Origin of the sequence: Providencia vermicola, assembly GCF_010748935.1 — a bacterium.
Classification (GTDB): domain Bacteria; phylum Pseudomonadota; class Gammaproteobacteria; order Enterobacterales; family Enterobacteriaceae; genus Providencia; species Providencia zhejiangensis.
On sequence record NZ_CP048796.1, the window covers coordinates 2,412,948 to 2,433,316 of the forward strand.

The 20,369-nt window shown below is 39.4% G+C and carries 14 protein-coding genes; 8 read left to right on the forward strand and 6 right to left on the reverse strand.

Annotated elements, in window-relative coordinates:
* Window positions 1-26: 26 nt before the first annotated feature.
* Window positions 27-1,415 (reverse strand): Re/Si-specific NAD(P)(+) transhydrogenase subunit beta, encoded by a 1,389-nt coding sequence (pntB, locus tag G3341_RS10785; RefSeq protein ID WP_154622342.1) that lies wholly within the window; start codon window positions 1,413-1,415, stop codon window positions 27-29.
* 13 nt (window positions 1,416-1,428) lie between these two features.
* Window positions 1,429-2,961 carry a Re/Si-specific NAD(P)(+) transhydrogenase subunit alpha gene (gene pntA, locus G3341_RS10790; RefSeq protein ID WP_154622339.1) on the reverse strand — a complete coding sequence of 511 codons (1,533 nt, stop codon included), beginning with the start codon at window positions 2,959-2,961 and terminating at the stop codon, window positions 1,429-1,431.
* Window positions 2,962-3,345: 384 nt separating this feature from the next.
* On the opposite strand from pntA, the gene ydgH reads away from it, so the two are divergent.
* From ydgH to G3341_RS10820, 6 genes are all read left to right on the forward strand, one after another.
* A complete protein-coding gene (gene ydgH, locus G3341_RS10795) occupies window positions 3,346-4,296 on the forward strand; it encodes a DUF1471 family protein YdgH (RefSeq protein WP_154622340.1) in 951 nt (316 codons plus the stop codon).
* Between the two features lie 281 nt (window positions 4,297-4,577).
* Window positions 4,578-5,966, forward strand: coding sequence for an amino acid permease (locus G3341_RS10800; RefSeq protein ID WP_154622341.1), 1,389 nt, complete (start codon window positions 4,578-4,580; stop codon window positions 5,964-5,966).
* Window positions 5,967-6,467: 501 nt separating this feature from the next.
* The gene (locus G3341_RS10805; RefSeq protein ID WP_163861826.1) at window positions 6,468-6,995 is read left to right on the forward strand and encodes a fimbrial protein; all 528 of its coding nucleotides are present in this window, start codon (window positions 6,468-6,470) and stop codon (window positions 6,993-6,995) included.
* Between the two features lie 45 nt (window positions 6,996-7,040).
* Window positions 7,041-7,712: a fimbrial biogenesis chaperone gene (locus G3341_RS10810; protein WP_154624104.1), complete on the forward strand. Its 672-nt coding sequence runs from the start codon at window positions 7,041-7,043 to the stop codon at window positions 7,710-7,712.
* Window positions 7,713-7,737: 25 nt separating this feature from the next.
* Window positions 7,738-10,173 (forward strand): fimbria/pilus outer membrane usher protein, encoded by a 2,436-nt coding sequence (locus tag G3341_RS10815; protein ID WP_244316513.1) that lies wholly within the window; start codon window positions 7,738-7,740, stop codon window positions 10,171-10,173.
* Complete coding sequence (locus G3341_RS10820; protein ID WP_230085877.1) at window positions 10,170-11,141, forward strand: fimbrial protein; 972 nt, start codon at window positions 10,170-10,172, stop codon at window positions 11,139-11,141. The genes G3341_RS10815 and G3341_RS10820 overlap by 4 nt, the downstream gene beginning before the upstream one ends.
* Window positions 11,142-11,216: 75 nt before the next feature.
* Here the strand turns inward: G3341_RS10820 and hrpA are convergent, their stop codons facing one another.
* Complete coding sequence (hrpA, locus tag G3341_RS10825; RefSeq protein ID WP_163861834.1) at window positions 11,217-15,107, reverse strand: ATP-dependent RNA helicase HrpA; 3,891 nt, start codon at window positions 15,105-15,107, stop codon at window positions 11,217-11,219.
* A gap of 224 nt (window positions 15,108-15,331) precedes the next feature.
* On the opposite strand from hrpA, the gene G3341_RS10830 reads away from it, so the two are divergent.
* The gene (locus G3341_RS10830) at window positions 15,332-15,931 is read left to right on the forward strand and encodes an FMN-dependent NADH-azoreductase (protein ID WP_154624107.1); all 600 of its coding nucleotides are present in this window, start codon (window positions 15,332-15,334) and stop codon (window positions 15,929-15,931) included.
* Window positions 15,932-15,989: 58 nt separating this feature from the next.
* Here the strand turns inward: G3341_RS10830 and G3341_RS10835 are convergent, their stop codons facing one another.
* Genes G3341_RS10835 through G3341_RS10845 form a run of 3 tightly spaced genes read right to left on the reverse strand, consistent with a single transcriptional unit; the run spans window position 15,990 to window position 19,128 of the window.
* Window positions 15,990-16,316: a YdbL family protein gene (locus tag G3341_RS10835; protein ID WP_154624108.1), complete on the reverse strand. Its 327-nt coding sequence runs from the start codon at window positions 16,314-16,316 to the stop codon at window positions 15,990-15,992.
* Window positions 16,313-16,486 (reverse strand): YnbE family lipoprotein, encoded by a 174-nt coding sequence (locus tag G3341_RS10840; protein ID WP_154624114.1) that lies wholly within the window; start codon window positions 16,484-16,486, stop codon window positions 16,313-16,315. Before G3341_RS10840 ends, G3341_RS10835 begins: the two co-directional genes overlap by 4 nt.
* A gap of 50 nt (window positions 16,487-16,536) precedes the next feature.
* Entirely contained in the window at window positions 16,537-19,128 is a 2,592-nt protein-coding gene (locus G3341_RS10845; protein ID WP_163861837.1) for a YdbH family protein, read from the reverse strand.
* A gap of 232 nt (window positions 19,129-19,360) precedes the next feature.
* On the opposite strand from G3341_RS10845, the gene G3341_RS10850 reads away from it, so the two are divergent.
* Window positions 19,361-20,359, forward strand: coding sequence for a 2-hydroxyacid dehydrogenase (locus tag G3341_RS10850; RefSeq protein ID WP_154624110.1), 999 nt, complete (start codon window positions 19,361-19,363; stop codon window positions 20,357-20,359).
* Window positions 20,360-20,369 lie beyond the last annotated feature (10 nt).

Here is a 20,369-nt window from a genome sequence, read left to right on the forward strand (position 1 = left end):
ATGACAGAGCTTTTTGTTTTTATAGATTATAGTGCTTTTAAAATAGCATCAACGCTGGCTTTTGCATCACCGAATAGCATTTGTGTATTGTCTTTGAAGAATAATGGGTTTTGCACACCGGCATAACCTGTATTCATCGAACGTTTAAAAACAATCACATTATTTGCCTTCCAAACTTCCAATACAGGCATACCTGCGATTGGACTATTTGGATCCTCTTGTGCTGCTGGGTTTACCGTATCATTAGCGCCAATAACCAATACAGTATCGGTATCAGAGAAATCATCATTGATTTCATCCATTTCCAACACGATATCATAAGGAACTTTAGCTTCAGCTAATAGAACGTTCATATGGCCCGGTAAGCGTCCAGCCACGGGGTGAATCCCAAAGCGTACATTAATACCACGCTCACGTAACTTAGCAGTAATATCGTGAACGGGATATTGTGCTTGAGCCACCGCTAAGCCATAGCCTGGGGTGATAATGACTGAGGTAGAATTCTTCAGTAACTCAGCCACTTCTTCCGCGGTTGTTTCACGGTATTCTCCCATTTCCTCTTCACTACCCGTTGAAGAGCCATCTGTGCCAAAGCCGCCGGCTATCACGCTAAAGAAAGAACGGTTCATTGCTTTACACATAATATAAGACAGAATTGCCCCTGATGAACCAACTAAAGCACCCGTCACAATCAGCAAGTCATTGCTTAGCATAAATCCAGCCGCTGCCGCTGCCCAACCTGAATAAGAGTTCAACATTGAGACAACCACCGGCATATCAGCGCCACCAATGGAAGCGACTAAATGCCAACCAAATGCTAATGCAATGACAGTCATAATTAGCATGGTAAATACTTGCAGGCCAACACTGCTTGTCTTAACAAAGATCACTAACAAAATAAATGAAACAACAAGAGCTGCTAAGTTCAATTTATGGCGATTTGGCAACATCATTGGTTTTGATGAGATCTTACCTGAAAGCTTACCATACGCGACGATGGAACCTGTGAATGTCACTGCACCGATAAAAATACCCAGGAAAACTTCTGTCAAATGAATGTTTTCCATAACGGCATCCATATGACCTTCGCTCGCAATGAAACTATTGAAACCAACTAACACCGCCGCTAAGCCCACAAAACTATGCAAGATAGCCACTAGCTCTGGCATTTCAGTCATTTCAACTTTTTTGGCTAAGCGGATGCCAATTACAGCACCGATCACCATTGCAACAATCATCCAACCGATATTGGCGCTATCTGGACCCAAAATGGTGGCAAGTAACGCGATTGCCATACCCGCAATACCATAGGTATTACCACGCTGAGAACTTTCATGCCGCGATAAACCCGCAAGGCTAAATATAAATAGGATAGCAGCAACAATGTAAGCCGCTGTCACAATTCCACTTGACAACATAAGTTACCCCTTATCCTTTACGAAACATTTTTAACATGCGTTGGGTAACAGTAAACCCACCGAAAATGTTGATACTGGCAATCAATATTGCAATGAAGGATAAAAAGCCAACCCATCCCCCAGAGCCTATCTGTAGTACCGCGCCAACAACAATAATGCCCGAAATCGCATTAGTTACAGACATTAACGGAGTATGCAGCGCATGTGTAACATTCCAAACAACGTAATACCCCACCACACACGCGAGAGCAAAAACCGTAAAGTGTGATAAAAACTCTTTCGGTGCAGAATTAGCAAACCAACCAAACAAAATAATGGCTAATGCCATTAAGCCGTATTTCACTGCCGGCGACATTTTCTTCTTCTCTGGCGCCTTTTGTTTTTCTGGCGTCTTAGGTTTCGCCTGCGGCTGAGCAGATACTTGAATGGGAGGAGCCGGCCAAGTAATTTCACCCTGTTTAATCACCGTCACGCCACGGATCACAACATCATCAAAATCAATGTTGATTTCACCGTTCTTTTCTTTGCACAATAACTTCATTAAATTAACAAGGTTAGTACCGTACAATTGCGACGATTGAGTCGGTAGGCGGCTAGGTAAATCAGTATAACCAATGATTTTGACGCCATTATCCGTTACAACCAGCTGATCAGCTTGGGTTAGCTCACAGTTCCCACCGGTTTGCGCGGCTAAATCAACAATCACACTGCCCGGCTTCATGGATTCAACCATTTCTTTAGTGATCAATTTTGGAGCAGGACGTCCTGGGATTAAGGCTGTTGTAACAATAATGTCAACTTCTCGAGCTTGTGCAGCAAATAACGCCATTTCAGCTTTAATAAAAGCTTCCGACATCACTTTTGCATAGCCATCACCACTTCCGGCCTCTTCCTTGAAATCTAACTCAAGAAATTCAGCCCCCATACTTTGCACTTGCTCTTTTACTTCTGGTCGAGTATCGAATGCCCGTACGATCGCTCCCAAACTACCAGCAGCACCAATTGCGGCTAAACCAGCGACACCCGCACCGATAATCATGACTTTTGCTGGAGGGACCTTACCAGCGGCAGTAATTTGCCCTGTAAAAAAGCGCCCAAATTCATGCGCGGCTTCTACAATTGCACGATAACCGGCAATATTTGCCATTGAGCTCAACGCATCGAGTGACTGTGCGCGGGAAATACGCGGTACCGCATCCATTGCTAACACATTGATATTTTTTGCCTTTAAGGCATCCATCAACTCAGCATTTTGAGCTGGCCAAATAAAACTGACGAGCGTTGTACCTTCTTTAAATAAAGGAATCTCATCGTCTAATGGCGCATTTACTTTAAAAACAATGTCAGCAGAGAATGCGGTGTCACGATCAACAATCTCTGCACCAGCTTGTTCATAAGCCACATCATCAAAACTCGCTAAATGCCCTGCATCCTTTTCGATACAAACACTGAAACCTAACTTAAGTAGCTGAGTTACAGTCGAAGGTGTAGCAGCAACACGAGCTTCATTGGCAAGTCGTTCTCTTGGTATACCAATACGCATAATGTTCCCTTTTTAAAGCTAAAGTTATGTTGTATTTATTAAGCTTACTAAAAATTGTTCATTCTTTAATGGAATAGTCCGATTTTTAGCTAAAACGGTTTTGTCTTGTTCTAATAACCTACTGAAAATAACCTTCTTGATCCATAATTGATCGCTATTCTTAGACAGTAAATGGAATTCACAGTGAAAATCTTAGTTTTAGGTCAATAAAATACTGGATAGCACAAAAAATCTGGTAATTATGACTAGTCAATGAATATTTATTTCTTACAAAAAATAAAATAATGAGACAACTTGATTGGTTACGTGTAATAATCACGGTCATGTGATACAACTAAGATTCAGCACTTTTAAAATAAATTGCGCAAGTCGGAAGGATTTTGTATGAAGCTGAAAACTACGGCCATCGCAGCCGCGGTGTTATCATTAACTAGTATTACTGCTACACAGGCAGCTGTTGAGCTGACGCCTAAACAGGCTGAAGAGTTAAAACCTTATGAGCGCATAACAGTGACTGGGCGCTTTAATGCTATTTATGAAGCATCCGATGCCGTCTCACGTAGGGCTGATAAATTAGGCGCTTATGCTTTTTATATCCAAAGCCTTGATGATGTGGGTGATAGCGGTAATATGCGCGTTGTCGCAGACCTTTACCAAAAAGATGCCAAAGCAGTAGAAGAAAGTAAACGTCGTGTATTTGGTGGCATTGAAGAAATGTCTAAAACCGATGCTGCACAGTATGAGCCATTTGATGCCGTTACCGTCAGTGGTTTTTACCCTTCTCAACCTGACCTTTATGAAGCGATTGCTAAAAAAGCGTCAGAAAAAGGTGCCGCTTCGTTCTACGTAGTACGTAATATCGCCGTTAACGATGGTGGCAATACGCTCGCTACTGCTTATATTTACAAAAAAGATGCGCCTAAACGTCAAGTTCAACTGGAAGAAGCCGTTGTACCTGCGGACTCAGAAGCGGGTAAAGCTCTTTTAGCTGAAGGTGGAGAAGCGGCTAAAAAAGTACGCATTCCAGGCGTGGCTTCTTCAGAGGAGCCTACCGTAGCTGTAGGTCGATTCTTTGAAACGTCAAGCAGTGCACCAGGTAAAACAAGCGTTACATTACCTAGTGGTTACGTTATTGAAGAAGTTAACAAGGTTGCCGCTGCACAAATGGTGCCTTTTGATTCGATCACTTTCTCTGGCTATTACACCAACACACCAGAGGTTCGTTATCAAATAGCAAAACGTGCTGAAGCCAAAGGCGCAAAATACTTCCATATCACTCGTGAATGGCAGTCGAATGGCGGTAGCGTAACAATCAGTGCTGACCTATTTAAATAATTAACTAAGTTAAATTAGTTAACCGAAAGCCAGCTTTAGTTAAGCTGGCTTTTTTTATTTGAACCAGCCCATTTTCTGTTATGGCATCATTGAATAAAAATCTTACAAATCTGCATAGTTTTCCATTGCATAACAATCATTTCATTCGTAGAATCCCCCTCACTTTATCAAAGTAACAGATAAACAATCTGCAATTTAAAATTATGCCAGCTTAAATGAATATGCAAATTGTAGATTTAACGTTATTTTAACTTTTGATTGTAGAATAACTAGGACATACATTGAAACATACACTCAGTCTTACTGCACTCACTGCCTTGGTGCTCAGCTCAATGGTGGGTGCTGGTGTCTTTAGCCTTCCTCAAAATATGGCTGAAGTTGCTAGCCCGTTAGCCCTGATCATTGGATGGTCTATCACGGGCATTGGTATTTTATTTTTAGCGTTCTCATTGCTACTACTTTCTCGTATACGCCCTGATTTGGATGGTGGTATTTTTACCTATGCAAAAGAGGGATTCGGTGAGCTGATTGGTTTTTGTTCTGCATGGGGATATTGGCTTTGTGCTGTTGTTGCTAACGTATCCTACTTAGTTATTGTTTTTGCCGCTATTAGCTTTTTTACCGACACTCCTGATAACATCATTTTCGGTGATGGTAATACTTGGCAAGCCTTAATTGGAGAATCTATCCTACTATGGGTGGTTCACTACTTAGTATTGCGTGGAGTGCAAACAGCAGCGGGTATCAATAAACTTGCTACGATGGCTAAACTTATCCCATTGGGGCTATTTATTATTTTAGCCTTTATCGCATTTAAACTTGATATTTTTGATGCTGACTTTACGGGTATTTCGCTTGAATTACCTGTTTGGCAACAAGTTAAAGATACTATGCTCATCACATTATGGGTCTTTATTGGTATCGAAGGAGCTGTCGTCGTTTCTGCTCGCGCTAAAAATCGTCGCGATGTTGGTTTAGCAACCGTGTTTGCAGTTAGTTCCGCACTTATCATCTACATATTGGTTACCCTGCTCTCACTGGGCATTATGCCTAGAGCTGAGCTAGCCGAAATCAAAAACCCGTCCATGGCCAGTTTAATGGTGAGTTTAATCGGTTCGAGTGGTGAAATTATTATTGCTGCGGGGCTAATTATTTCTGTTTGTGGAGCATATCTCAGTTGGACAATTATGGCCGCCGAAGTCCCTTATATTGCGGCACAGTACCAATCGTTTCCAAAAATATTTAATAAGCTTAATAAGAATGATGCCCCTTCTTCTTCTTTGTGGCTAACGAATGGTGCTGTACAACTCTCATTGATACTCATTTGGCTAAGTGGTAGCAATTACAATACATTATTGACGATTGCTTCTGAGATGATCCTAGTTCCTTATTTTTTAGTGGGGGCTTTTTTAATAAAAGTCGCGATACAACGCCATAGCAAAGCCCTATTAATGGTTGGATTTATTGCCAGTGTTTACGGTCTTTGGTTATTGTATGCATCGGGCCTTATCAACCTTATGTTATCGGTTGTGTTATATGCTCCAGGTATATTTGTTTTTTGGTATGCTCGAGCACAACAATCAAAACAAGCCCCACTGAATAAGATCGAAAAACTCCTTGCCCTCGCCATCGTTGCAGCTGCGATTCCAGCAACGTATTACCTATTCTAGCGCTGTTTATCAATCACTACATTGGATGTGTAATTGACGCCAATGTAGTGGCATTTGCTATTGTCTTACGGGTTAACTTCTCGTTCTTATCAACATCTCACCCCTCAACGCCTTAATTTTTGATCAAACACCTTTAGACTATTTTATGAAACGGTTGTACATGCACTGTTGTCGCATTAGGTCAGTATTTTTCACACAGTATGTTGTAACTAAATCAATTTAAAAGATAACCAAGTTATTATTGATATACATAACATTCATACCCTTTTGTTGATTGCCATAAGCTAAACACTAGTAGATAAAACTACTAACTACGTTAGTTATATATTTTGATAGCAAAAAATAGCTGTTAAAAACCTCAAAACAGATAAAAAAATCCCATATTCGGCATCTATAAAATTACCTCTTTTTCACAAAAAAAATCTATTTATTATATTCCGCTCAATCACAGCGGTTAATATTGACAAAAGTTAAATAACACATCATTCACAAGGTTATATAATGAATAGCATCTTAAAATTTCTATTAATTATTTTATTTTTTAATCATTCAATTTCTTTTTCAGCTGATGGTGAAATCAAGTTTATTGGCAGCATAATACCCACAGCTTGTTCAGTTGATACTAATTCTATTAATAAAGTCGTGAATATGGGGAAAATCTCAGTTGCTTCCTTTAATCATAAAAATAGTGTTGCAGCAGCAACACCATTTAGAATAACACTGTCTAACTGCCCTACTGATTATAAAAAGATTCAATTTAAATTTGATGGGAAAAGTGATAACGCGAATCCAACCTTATTAGGGTTATCACCAAACACCACATCAACACCCGCCACCGGTATCGCAATAGCACTTTATGAAGAGAGTAGCGTTCGTCGTATACCATTAAATGGCGGCAGCCAATTTAAAGAAGTGACATCGAGTAAGACTGTTGAAATGAATTTTGTTGCAAAATATATTGCCACGAGTGAACAAGTTACTCCTGGTTCAGCCGATGCACTCGCGCATTTTAGTATTATCTATCAATAGACAGAGGACAAGGGAGAGGCGGAATTTCCTCTCTCCCTAACTATTATGAAAAAAATAGTTCTATTATTATTGTTATTATCCTTTCATGCTTATGCAGGTGTCATTATTAATGGTACTCGTTTTATATATAAAGAAAACGAGAGAGAGTTATCTTTATCTATGGAAAATCCTGAAGAGAAAACAACTTATTTGATTCAATCATGGATTGAAAAAGAGAGTCAACGTTCTAATGACTTTATTATCACACCACCTTTATTTAAGCTTAAGCCATTATCTTTAAATAAACTAAGGATTATTAACGTTAAGCCATCAAACCATGAAGATAGAGAAACTCTATATTGGCTCCATATTAAATCTCTTCCCGCCCTACATGAAAATAGGGAAAATACTTTACAAATCATTGTTAAATCAAGTTTTAAACTGTTTTATCGACCGGAATCATTAACAGAAAACTCAGAAGCTGCATTTAAAAAAATAAACTTTCACTACCAAAATCAGCGCCTCATAGCGAAAAACCCTACAGGCTATTATATTACACTTCGAGAACTACGCTTGAATGATACGGAGATCCCTGAACCTGGAATGATAGCTCCTTTTAGTCAACTTTCTTGGAAAGTTCCATCATCGAAAACCAATACCGTATTTTGGAGTGCATTGAATGACTATGGTGGAAAAACACAATTAACTTCACAAGTGCTATCTATCAATGATGAATAAAAATAAAAATTTACTGGTTATTTTCATGTTGTTTTCATCTTATTCTCACTCCGATAGTTTCAATTTAGATGCACTTGATAATTATCATAACATTCACGACATTGAAAATATCATACTAAACTTAGATCATCAGCCAGCTGGCATATATTCGGTTGACCTGATTGTCAATAATGTAAGGTTATTGACATCTAACATTGCCTTTAAATATATTGAAGACCAATTAACGCCCATATTCAATAAGGAACAGTTAATAAAAATTGGGTTAAACAAGAAAACATTAAATCAAATGGAATTTAATGATAATGGCGAGCTAACCGATAAACTCTCTAAGATCATAATCGGTTACTCTTATTATTTTGATTTCAACCACTTGACACTAGAATTGAATATTCCAAAACATTTTCTAGACAAAGATGAAAAGGAATTGAACTCACAAGATTCATGGAGTGATGGGATAACCTCCGCCTTTATCGATTATCACTTATTAGGAAGCCATAACTCAAGCAAATACATTGAAGATAATTTCAACTTGTCACTTATGAATGGTTTTAATTATTTAGGGTGGCGACTAAGAAACCACTTTAATTATTCCTCACCACAAAGAGAATGGGAATATTATAATACAACATTATCTTACCCGATTAGAAATTTAAAAAGTCAATTAACACTTGGTGAATATTACCTAACTTCTTCATTTTTTATCCCCTTTTCATTCAAAGGATTTTCTCTCTCAAATGATGAGTTAATGTATCCTGACTATGATGCTTATTACTCTCCGGTTTTGCAGGGGATTAACCATAGCCCTGCTCAAGTGACCGTAAAACAAAATAATATCATTATTTTTAATGATTATTTACCTGCGGGGCCCTTTATGCTAAATAAACTCAAGCCACTTAGCCCTAAAGGCATTTTAGATGTGATTATTACTGAAAGTAATGGAACTATTCGGCAATATCAGTACCCGTTTTCCTCATCACTCGTCATGATTAAGCAAGGTCAGTTTCGGTATGCGATAAATAGTGGTTCAGTGAGCCATCAACACTCCACTTCATCACCTTATTTTCTCCATGGAGAAATGAAATATGGCCTTAATAATCATATTACTGTCTATGGCGGTTCTATTTTTTCACAACCGTTTAAATCTTTTCTACTCGGAAGTTCTTTTTCTATTGGTCGTTTCGGTAATATTAATATCAATTGGACACAAAACCAGAGTGTAAATAATAGTTCAAATAATTATCAGCTAGAATATACCAAATTAATATCCTCTACAGGAACTAACATTACACTCGGTATTCATTGGATAAATAATCCTAAGTTACGTCTAATGACAGATATATTTGAAAAAGAAACCGCCACCACGCCTTCCCATCCTCAACAAGGATTAAAAATACATTTATCTCAAAGCTTAGGTTTTTTGGGGAATTTATTATTATCGGCATCACAACAGCGAGTTATGCAAAATAATACCCAACAGTGGAGCTATAACATCAACTATTCTGGGAATTTAAACGAGTATCATTTTAATCTGAATTGCCAGTCGAATTACTTCATGACTGAACATAAACCAGAGTATGTATTTTCTGCATCAATGATTATTCCGATCAATGCTTGGTTGCCAAATACATATTTTAGTTATCAGGCACAACATTCACCAAACAACTATCAGAATCGACAAGCCACACTCACAGGCGCTATTCTTAATGATGATTTGATCTCCTATACACTTCAACATAACCAATTTACTGAACGATGCTGTTCATCTTCGGGAAATCAATCAGAAACTCGCTTTTACACTCAATATCATCATAATAAGTTTTTTTTAAATGCTGGGTACGGCTACAAACAAGATCATCAATTCCATTATGGTCTTCGTAGTTCAATTGTGGCTCATCCTTACGGTGTCACTTTCACACCGAGTCGTGGTGAAACCGCTGCTTTACTTATCGTGCCTGACACTAAAGATGTTCGTTTAGATACGCATCTCAATGTACGCACCGATAGCAAAGGACATGCGATTATCAATCAACTACAACCTTATCGACGTAATCACTTCGTCATTGATACCCTTACTTTGCCTTTAGATGCGGAAATTGAAACCAATTTTCAATCCACCTTACCCACTAAAGGTGCTTTGGTCGCCGTACACTTTCCTGTCAAACGTGGTAAACGCGTATTTTTTACTATTCAATTGGATGATGAAAAATTAGCGCCATTTGGTGCTATCGCGAGCCTAGTCACCAAAGTCGGCGATAGCAGCCACAATGACGTTAATGTAGGTATTATCAATGATGTGGGGCAAGTATATTTAAGTGGATTAGAAACAAGAGGCACAATTAAACTGAAATGGGGAGAACGCCAATCACAGCAATGTGAATTTCATTATCAATTATTAGCATCATATCAACAGCAAGGCTTTTATCATGTTCCGGTAGTTTGTCAACGCAAGGAAGCTTTATGATGACATTCATTTTTCGTTCGTTATGTTTCTACTACATTTTAATGGTTCATACTGCCCACGCATCTCAATGCCAATATGTTGCCAATTTTACACCACATCATACTATTTTATCTTTGGGTTCTATTATGGTGCCCCACCGGCTCGCTGTGGGTTCCGTTATTCGAGAACTCACTGTAAATGAAATCGATAACTACCCTATTATGGTCGAATGCTCTTCACCTGCCTATGCTCAGTGGGGAAATAGCTTATTCACACTTTCATCCGAACACGATAATACTCTTTATCAAACGAATATTGATGGTATTGGTCTTCGTTTTATCCCGTTAGAACAGACTTTTGGCCGAGATAGGCTCCCTTTAGTTAATCAATCTCCCTATTCATGTCATACGAGTAACTATCGTTATCGTTACTGTGGTAGTGCGCTCAAAGGGATCCGTATTCAACTAATAAAAACAAAAAGTATCGTTGGCTCAGGAGAATTAAGCACAGACCAGCTCATTGAAGCCTCTATCGGTAATTTGCCCGTGCAAAGTTATCGCTTTGTTAATACAAAAATTATGACCCCAAGCTGTGAATTCGTTGAAAAACATAAGCGAGTCAAAATGAATAAAGTTAAACAACGTCAATTTCAGGGCATTGGGAGTCACTCAACACCCGTACCTTTTTATTTAACTTTGAACTGTAGCGGTAAAACGTCTGTTGGTATTATTCTTAGAGGCCGTTCTAGTCACTATGCTGATAATTCAGTGATTGCTTTAGATAAAAGACCAGACAGTGCCCAAGGAATTGGCCTGCGCATTCGCTTTCAAGGAGAAGCGCTGCCCCTCAATCAAATTTTTCATTTAGGTACCAGCTTTAACCGAGAGGCTTATGCTGTGTATTTTGATGCTCAATATGTTCAAACTCAAGCATCTGTTCGTGCCGGAAAGGCCAATGCGACTGCAACATTACAGATTGTATACCCCTAAATTTTTTCACATTAAAAGCCCCCACCATAAAAATGACGGGGGCTATCTGTTTTTCGATTTAGTTACTCACTCAATTCACAGTGATTGACTTAAATTCTCCATTGACTGAATGATCCGTTTATCTGAAATTGGATATGGCGTTCCCAATTGCTGAGCAAATAAACTAATGCGTAGTTCTTCTATCATCCAGCGGATCTCTTGTACTTCTGGTAGGTTTTGCTGTATTGGCGTTAATTTGGCCTTCCACTGTTGCCACATAGTCGTCACATGCTCAATTTTACTCATTTGGGCGCGATCTCTATTCGGATCAACCGCTAATTTTTCTAGTCGACGTTCAATACCATTTAAATAACGTAATACATCGGGAAGTCGCTTCCAACCATGCTCAGTAACAAAGCCTTTAAAGACTAAATGCGACATTTGTCCTTTAATATCTGAAAGTGCCATCGCCATGGCAAAATCGACCCGTCCCTTCAAACGCTTATTAATCGCAAATACGGCGGTTAATATCTGTTCGACTTGTTTAGCTATTTGTACAACTGCATCATTGAGTTCTGCGCGCACAAAATCTTGCAGCTTACTAAACTCATTTTCGGTCCAAACTGGGCCACCATATGTTGCAATCAGTTGGTCAACCCCACAAGCAATACAGTCATCGATTAACTCTAATACTTTCCCATATGGATTAAAATACAAGCCAAGCTTCGACTTATTGGGAAGTTTTTCGTGTAAATATTTTATGGGGGATGGGATATTCAGTAGCAGTAACCGACGCACACCCGACCACATCGCTTGTTGTTGTTCAAACTCAGTTTCAAAAACACGGATCCCTACACTGCCCCTTTCATCCACTAAAGCAGGGTAAGCTTTTACGGAATAACCGCCTCGTTTTTGCTCGTAGCGTTGCGGTAGCTCCCCAAAACTCCAGATATGCAGGCCACTTTGCTCGATTCCATCATCAACGACTTCAGAAAGTGTTTCTTGAACCTTCGCTTTTAAACTCTTTTTCAGTGCATCAAGATCTTGACCTTCAGCGATCGTTTTGTTTTTCTCGCCAACCACACGGAATGTCATTTTTAAATGAACAGGTAATTGTTCTAACTGCCAAGCATCACGTTCAACAGTAACCCCTGTCATTCGACGTAATTCGCGTTCTAACTTGTCGAGCAAACTCCCATCAGGCGTAGGAACGCGTTCTAAAAATGCCGCGGCATAATTAGGAGCAGGAACAAAGTTACGACGTATTGGTTTAGGTAATGATTTGATCAACGCAATAATTAATTCCTGACGTAAACCGGGAACTTGCCAATCAAAACCGATGTTCTGTACTTGGTTTAAAATCGCTAATGGAATATGAACTGTCACTCCATCTGCATCAGTACCTGGCTCGAACTGATAACTGAGGCGAAATTTAAGTTCGCCTTGATGCCAGTAATTCGGGTAATCCAGTAATGAAACATGTGTCGCATCTTGTTTGATCAACATGTTTTTCTCAAAATTCAGTAAATCTGGTTGCTGTTTAGAAGCAACTTTCCACCACTTATCAAAGTGACGAGCAGATATCACATCATTTGGGATGCGTTGGTCATAAAATGCAAATAAGGTTTCATCATCAACCAATATGTCACGGCGTCGAGATTTATGTTCTAAATCCTCGACTTCTGCCAATAACTTACGGTTTTCTCTAAAAAACACATGGCGTGTCCCCCAATCGCCTTCAACCAGTGCGTGTCGAATAAACAATTCTCGGCATAATAATGGGTCGATTTTGCCATAATTCACTTGGCGAGCAGCGACAATTGGTAAGCCATACAAAGTCACCTTTTCCGATGCCATAACGGCACCTTGTGACTTAGACCAATGAGGCTCACTGTAATGATATTTAACAAGGTGTTCAGCTAACGGTTCAATCCATTCAGGTTCAATCGCCGCAGCCACTCGACCCCATAATTTAGAGGTTTCAACCAATTCGGCGACCATCGTCCATTTAGGGGGTTTTTTAAATAATCCAGAGCCAGGAAAGAGGGTAAACCGTGCATTTCTTGCGCCCGTAAACTCGGTTTTTTCTACATCTTTTTGACCAATATGAGATAACAGTCCAGAAAGTAATGCCGTATGAATTCCGCGATAGTCTGCTGCAACGCTATTGATAGGAAAACCCTGTTCTTTGACGACTTGTCGCAGTTGAGTGTAAAGATCTTGCCATTCACGAATACGTAAATAATTCAAGAAATCTTGGCGGCACATTTTTCTAAATTGTGAATTTGATAAGGTTTTTTGCTGCTCTTTTAGATAATCCCATAAATTAAGGAAGGCTAAAAAATCAGATTGCTTATCATGGAAACGGCGATGTTTTTCATCAGAAGCTTGCTGCTTATCTAATGGGCGTTCGCGAGGATCTTGAATCGACAATGCTGAAACAATCACCATTGCTTCTCGAACAGCGCCTTGTTTACGAGCCTCAATCACCATTCTCGCTAAACGAGGATCAACGGGTAATTGCGCTAACTGCCGACCAATATCCGTCAGTGTATAGCCTCGTTCTGTTTGTTGATGCTCTTTAATAGCGCCAAGTTCTTCTAATAATTTAACGCCATCCTGAATATTACGTTTGTCAGGGGGCTCAACAAATGGAAATGCGCTAATATCCCCCAAACCAATTGAGGTCATTTGTAAAATAACCGAAGCTAAATTAGTCCGTAAAATTTCAGGGTCAGTAAATTCTGGTCGACTCAAAAAGTCTTCTTCAGAATATAAGCGAATACAAATACCATCCGATACACGACCACAACGACCTTTACGTTGATTCGCTGAAGCTTGAGAAATTGGCTCAACAGGTAAACGCTGTACTTTTGTTCTATAACTGTAACGACTTATCCGTGCATAACCGGTATCAATAACATATTTAATACCTGGAACTGTTAAAGATGTTTCGGCAACATTGGTCGCTAATATAATTCGCCGCCCACCATGTGGATGGAATATACGATTTTGCTCACTATTGGATAACCTTGCGAACAAAGGCAAAATCTCTGTATGGCGTAACTGTAGTTTTGACAACGCATCGGCCGTATCACGGATCTCACGTTCGCCACTCATAAAGATCAAGATATCCCCTGAACTTTCCTGCCCCAGTTCATTTACCGCATCTATAATTCCATCAAGTTGATCTCGGTCACTATCATTGTCATTCCCTATGATAGGTCGGTAACGGACTTCAACTGGATAGGTTCTACCTGAGACCTCAATAATAGGTGCCTGATTGAAGTGACGTGAAAAACGTTCAGGATCAATAGTTGCAGAAGTGATAATGACTTTGAGGTCGGGACGTTTTGGCAATAATTGGCGAAGGTAACCTAAAATAAAATCAATATTTAAGCTGCGTTCGTGAGCTTCATCGATAATGATCGTATCATATTGTAGTAATAGCTTATCGTTCTGTAATTCTGCGAGTAAAATACCATCAGTCATTAATTTAACTTGAGTATTATCACCGACTTGGTCACTAAAACGAACTTTATAACCTACCGTTGTGCCGATTTCACTCTCTAATTCTTGTGCTAAACGTGTTGCTACCGCTCGTGCTGCTAAACGTCTAGGCTGAGTATGACCGATAAACCCTAACACACCTCGCCCCAACTCTAGACAAATTTTGGGGATCTGCGTGGTTTTACCTGAGCCTGTTTCACCTGCGATAATAACCACTTGATGCTGTTTTATCGCATCATAAATCTGTTGTTTTTTCTGGCTAACCGGTAAATTTTCTGGATATACGATCTTTGGTGGATTGAGCTGCTTATTCGCAATTTTTTGTTTAGCAACGTCAATATCCGCTTTTATCGCCTCGAGTACCGCCATTCGTGACTTATCATCACGAATCTTGGCGATACCATGAAGACGCTTTTTTAGTAACCATTGGTCACGTAATGAAGTTTGTCCAATATCAGCTTCGAGAGCTGTCAGCATGGATGTCACTTTGTCAGTCCTTATAATTTTGTTTATGCATAACCTAAAATAGACACGCTCAAACGGCAACAAAACTGAGGCCATTTTTTGTTAATGTTTAGCGCTCAGTTATCAACAGTTTTTTTGACATACTTTATCTGATTTTCTTTCTTTTAAAGGTCATCTATATCTGTATGATAATTAATGAAGTAATTTCAATGCATTCTATGTTCTAAGGTTAAATAATGAATAAAGTATTATTGTTGAAATCAAGTATTCTGGCAGACTATTCACACAGCAACAAAATGGCAGACTACTTTATTGAACAGTGGCAAGGGAAAAATCCGGCTGATAGCATAACTGTCCGTGATCTTGTCAGCAACCCAATTCCAGCAATGGATGCCGAAATTTTAGCAGCTTTCTCACCCGGCGACAGCAAAACTGCACAACAAGAAGCACATTTGGCACTGTCTAACCAGCTTATTAATGAAATAAAACAACATGATGTTGTGGTTATCACTGCGCCTATGTACAACTTTACTGTTCCTTCTCACTTAAAAAATTACTTTGATTTTATTGCAAGATCAGGGGAAACCTTCAAGTACACTGAACAAGGCTCTGTGGGATTACTAGAAAATAAACGAGCTATCGTGCTAACCAGTCGTGGCGGAATTTATAAAGATACCCCCTCTGACATTATGGTTCCTTTTTTAACGCTATTCCTTAATTTTATCGGTATTCAAGATATCGAATTTATCTTTGCAGAAGGAACGGCATTAGGTGCCGAGTCGGCTGAAAAAGCGCAACAACATGCCCGCCAATGCATAGACAAGGTTATTGCGTAACCTTATCGCACTCGATGTGTATCAAAATAGTATGCGTACAACGTTTATTTTGCGCATACTACTTTTTCTTTAGCCATTGACCGTTAATACCACGAACATACTCTCCACTATCTGCACGCTCTACTAGCTTTTGCCCTGCAATTTTACCGACATCCCGTGTTTGTAAGTTATTTTTCTTAGCTATCTCACTGTATTTAATTTCTCGTTCATGGTTTATTTGAGCAACCAATTTATCTGCTGTCGCATTATTCGTATCAACGACCGCTAAATAGCCCGATAATGTCTCACCCACTAACCCTTGTTTTTTAGCTTGCTCAACAGTTAATGCCACGGCTGAAAAAACAAACACACAAGAGAGTATCAACGCTGGGAAAATGGCTTTCATTTCGCCTCCACCTTACCAAAAAGGTCACTATTTTCTTTGAGTAAGTCTTCAACTTGCCTATCTGCTTTGATTTGTATCTCGTGCTCTATTTTTACATTCATATTGATATTAATGGGTTTATCTGGTGTAGCAACTTCAACCCTCAAACACCCTGTTAGCATCATTAACATTAATGTGAATAGACTTGCGCTTATTATTTTCACAGTGAGTCCTTATTCCTTTAGAGATTTTTTTCTAACCACTCTTCTAAATTACTGCCGAAACGTAGGCTACGCCACAATTGAAAAATGTTCTCTTCATGTGTGTAGTTTAAGTGAACTTCTCTTTTTTTCGCCTCTTGAGAGTTAAAACCTTGAATAATGGTTTTCATCGTTAAGAGGCCTAAATTAGTAATATTGACATCTGTTCGGCTGCGAGAAATTTCTAAATACTGTAACCATCCTATCGCTGAACCCGCTGAAATATTATCGGCTTTTATCGATTCAACAAATTGTGTATCAAGACGCAATGCTAATGGGCCACTGTTTTCCAACCAACCATTTTTAACAATCCACTCAGGATTATTAAGATAAAAAGGTAATTCACCATTCACCTTACCTGAAGCGGCAAACTGAGTGACTTTCAGTATGGTGAATAATCGACTCAATTCAATTTGGTGTAGTCTGATTGTTGCTGGTTGCTTTTGTGGCCAACGCAATAAATCAAGATGCACCTCACCACCTAATAGATTAAATCCAACATTGCTGAGTTTTAAAGGTAAAGCGTCTGTAGGTGGATAAGTTCCTGATAAATCGGCTCGAATATCAGTCAGTTCGAATAGATTATTTAATTGTTTTATACGCAATTTGACTGCTGATTTCTCACCTAATGTCCAAGTGCTGTTTTCCAATTTCCAGGGTAAAACAAAGTTTAACCCACTAATCTCACCATCTTTGAGCCACAAGCCTGTGTTTTCTACGCGCCAGTGCCCACCAGCAACAAAGCCTGTTGTTAAGCCAATAGAAAATGCCGCTTGTGAAAAGAGTTTCCCTTCTCGCAATGTCATTCCAAGATCATTTGGGATTAACGTTTGAAATGCACTCACAGATTGTTCAGGCCAACGCGCTCGACCTCTAAAACGTTCACCATCCCAACGGCTAAAGATAACAATTGGCCCAACGTCTTTGGTACTCAGGTCCGCTTTTAATTGAAAATCAGCGGGTGATTTACCTGCAATGGCGGCATTTACCGTGATTTTAGGTAAATAACTCGCTGCACCAAATTGCATCCGATCACTTGTCAGCTGCAATTGCCCTTGCAAATTTTCTTTATTTGCATCACGCTGCCATAACAGCGGCTTGGTTAATATAAGACGTGTTGCAGTCATGGAAAGCAAGCCATACCTTATCTGATCAAAGCCCGTATTTAAGGTATTTAAGGTAATTAACGTATCCTGCCAACTGCCTTGGCCTTTAATATCCCAACGTGCTGCCAATGCTGGTAATTGTGCATTTCCCCAATAGTTCCAAAACCATTTGCCTTTATCGACCGTAAACTTATTCGCCTGACCATCAAGATGGATGGCAAAATTTCCCCAATATTGCTCTTTGACTTTTAAAATAGCTTGTAATCTGCCGGAAATCCCCTCAGCACTTAATGAAGTCCCTGCTAGCGGCAAACGAGCTTCTTGCAATAACAATGTAGGTGAAACTCGGCCATAAGCTCTTAACAACGAGCCTGGAAGAAATGACATTGATGGGGAGACTAATTGCCCTGAGATACGTGATGGTAAATGAATATCCAGCACCATATCGTTATATTTTAATTGGCCATTAAGATTAAAATGAATATCTGCATCTAATAGGTTAATTTTATTTTCAGGTAAACTGAGCACTAAGTTAGCTTTACCTTTTTGCGCCTCGGTCATCATATTCATTCGGCCACTGATCACCATCTCATTTAGGCCCAACTGCCAATTGGCGACTTGTAATGAAATAGCGCCATGAAATGGAATACCACTTTCTTCCCACTGCCAACGGCCTTCCGTTATATTAATAACCTGAGGAGCAACTCTCCAAGGCAAATGGGTAATTTCTTGCCCTGTCTGTTTATCAAACACAGAAAACGTTCCTTGTGCGCCTTCCCATTGAAGCCTGGCATACAGCTGTTTTTGTGGTTGAGATAAGGTAAATTCCGTTGCTAAGCTGCCTTTAGCAGGAAGGTCTTCAGTGGTTAACGGTAAATTTAACTCGCCATTTAAATCGATACGCTGTTCTTGGTCGGGTAATTGGATTGAGAATTGCTCAACGACTAATTGACTATCTGAGGTGATATAAGTAGATAACAATAACTTATCGCCTCGGAGGTTTAATGCTAACGGTTTTTCTCCGTTACGGTGTAACCAAATACTCGCTTGGTATTCTTCCCATGGCGATATTTTTGCCTTTTCGATGACTACCGAAAAATCGGGTAAACTCTCCAACAGCGCAACAATTTCGATGGGGGAGTCATCCTTTTTTGCCGTTGTTGTGGGTAGCTGGCTTAAACACTGATTATCTTCAGTCAATTCATTCATTGTTAAATGCAATGGAAAAATAGAAAAACGGCTCTCTTTAGCATCAAACCACAAACAGTCCCCTGCTTTCAATTGTAGAGTATTTATCAATAATTGATCGTCTTGAAATACGGGCTGACTTAATGAAAAAGTCACATTTTCAGGTAGATAGGCTTTTGCAACAATAGGAAGCCAGCGGGTGATAGTCACCCATAAAATAGATAAGAACAAAAAGCAGCCTATAACGCTTACTAGTAGTATTTTAAGAGCCCTTTTCATCAAACTGCTTCCTTGTTTTACCTATATCAATGACGAGTGTTGGTTCTGATCAAGGTCGTTTTATCTATAAACGACTATAATGGCATATTAAAAGTTAATCGAGGGTTGCTTTCGGTATTTTTTTGGTGATTTACAGCAACAATTATCTTATTCTGACCTAAGTTCTTGGTAGCCACTTTTTCGCTACCCTTTTATTTTGGTTCCTAACGAAATAGTACACGGAGTTCCTTAGATGAAAATCGTTTCTTACAGTACTAAACAGTATGATCGCAAACATATGGATCAAGTCAATCAAGGATCCGGGTTTGATTTTAATATCGAATACTTTGATTTTCCATTAACAGTACAGACCGCTAAAAATGCGATTGGTGCCGACGCGGTATGTATTTTTGTTAATGATGATGCTAGCCGAGAAGTGTTAGAAGAACTTGCAGCACTTAACATTCGTATTCTTGCGCTACGTTGCGCAGGGTTTAACAATGTCGACCTAGTCGCTGCCGAAGAGCTTGGCATTCAGGTAGTAAGGGTACCCGCTTATTCACCAGAAGCGGTTGCAGAACATTCCGTTGGCATGATGTTATGCCTAAATCGTAGGATCCATCGTGCTTATCAACGTACTCGAGATGCCAACTTTTCTTTAGAGGGCTTAACGGGTTTTAACATGCATAACCGGACTGCGGGCATAATAGGTACAGGCAAAATAGGTCAAGCTGCTCTACGCATTCTTAAAGGTTTCGGGATGCGTCTACTCGCCTATGACCCTTACCCAAATCAAGTTGTGCTTGATTTGGGTGCTGAATATGTCGATTTAGATACGCTATATAAAAATTCTGACATCATTTCCCTACACTGTCCGCTAACACCCGAAAACCATCATCTACTGGATGAAAATGCCTTCAGTAAGATGAAAAACGGTGTCATGATCATCAATACTAGTCGTGGTGCTCTGATTGACTCAGTTGCCGCAATTAACGCCTTAAAAGCACAAAAAATTGGTTCTCTTGGTATGGATGTTTATGAAAATGAGCGAGATCTATTTTTTGAAGATAAGTCTAACGATGTCATTCAGGATGATATTTTCCGCCGCCTCTCATCATGTCATAACGTCCTATTTACCGGCCATCAAGCCTTTTTAACTGAAGAAGCGCTGACAAGTATCAGCGAAACAACATTAGGAAATATCCGCCAACTTAATAATGGTGAAAATTGTCCTAACATTGTAAAAGCCTAATTGAGCCAAA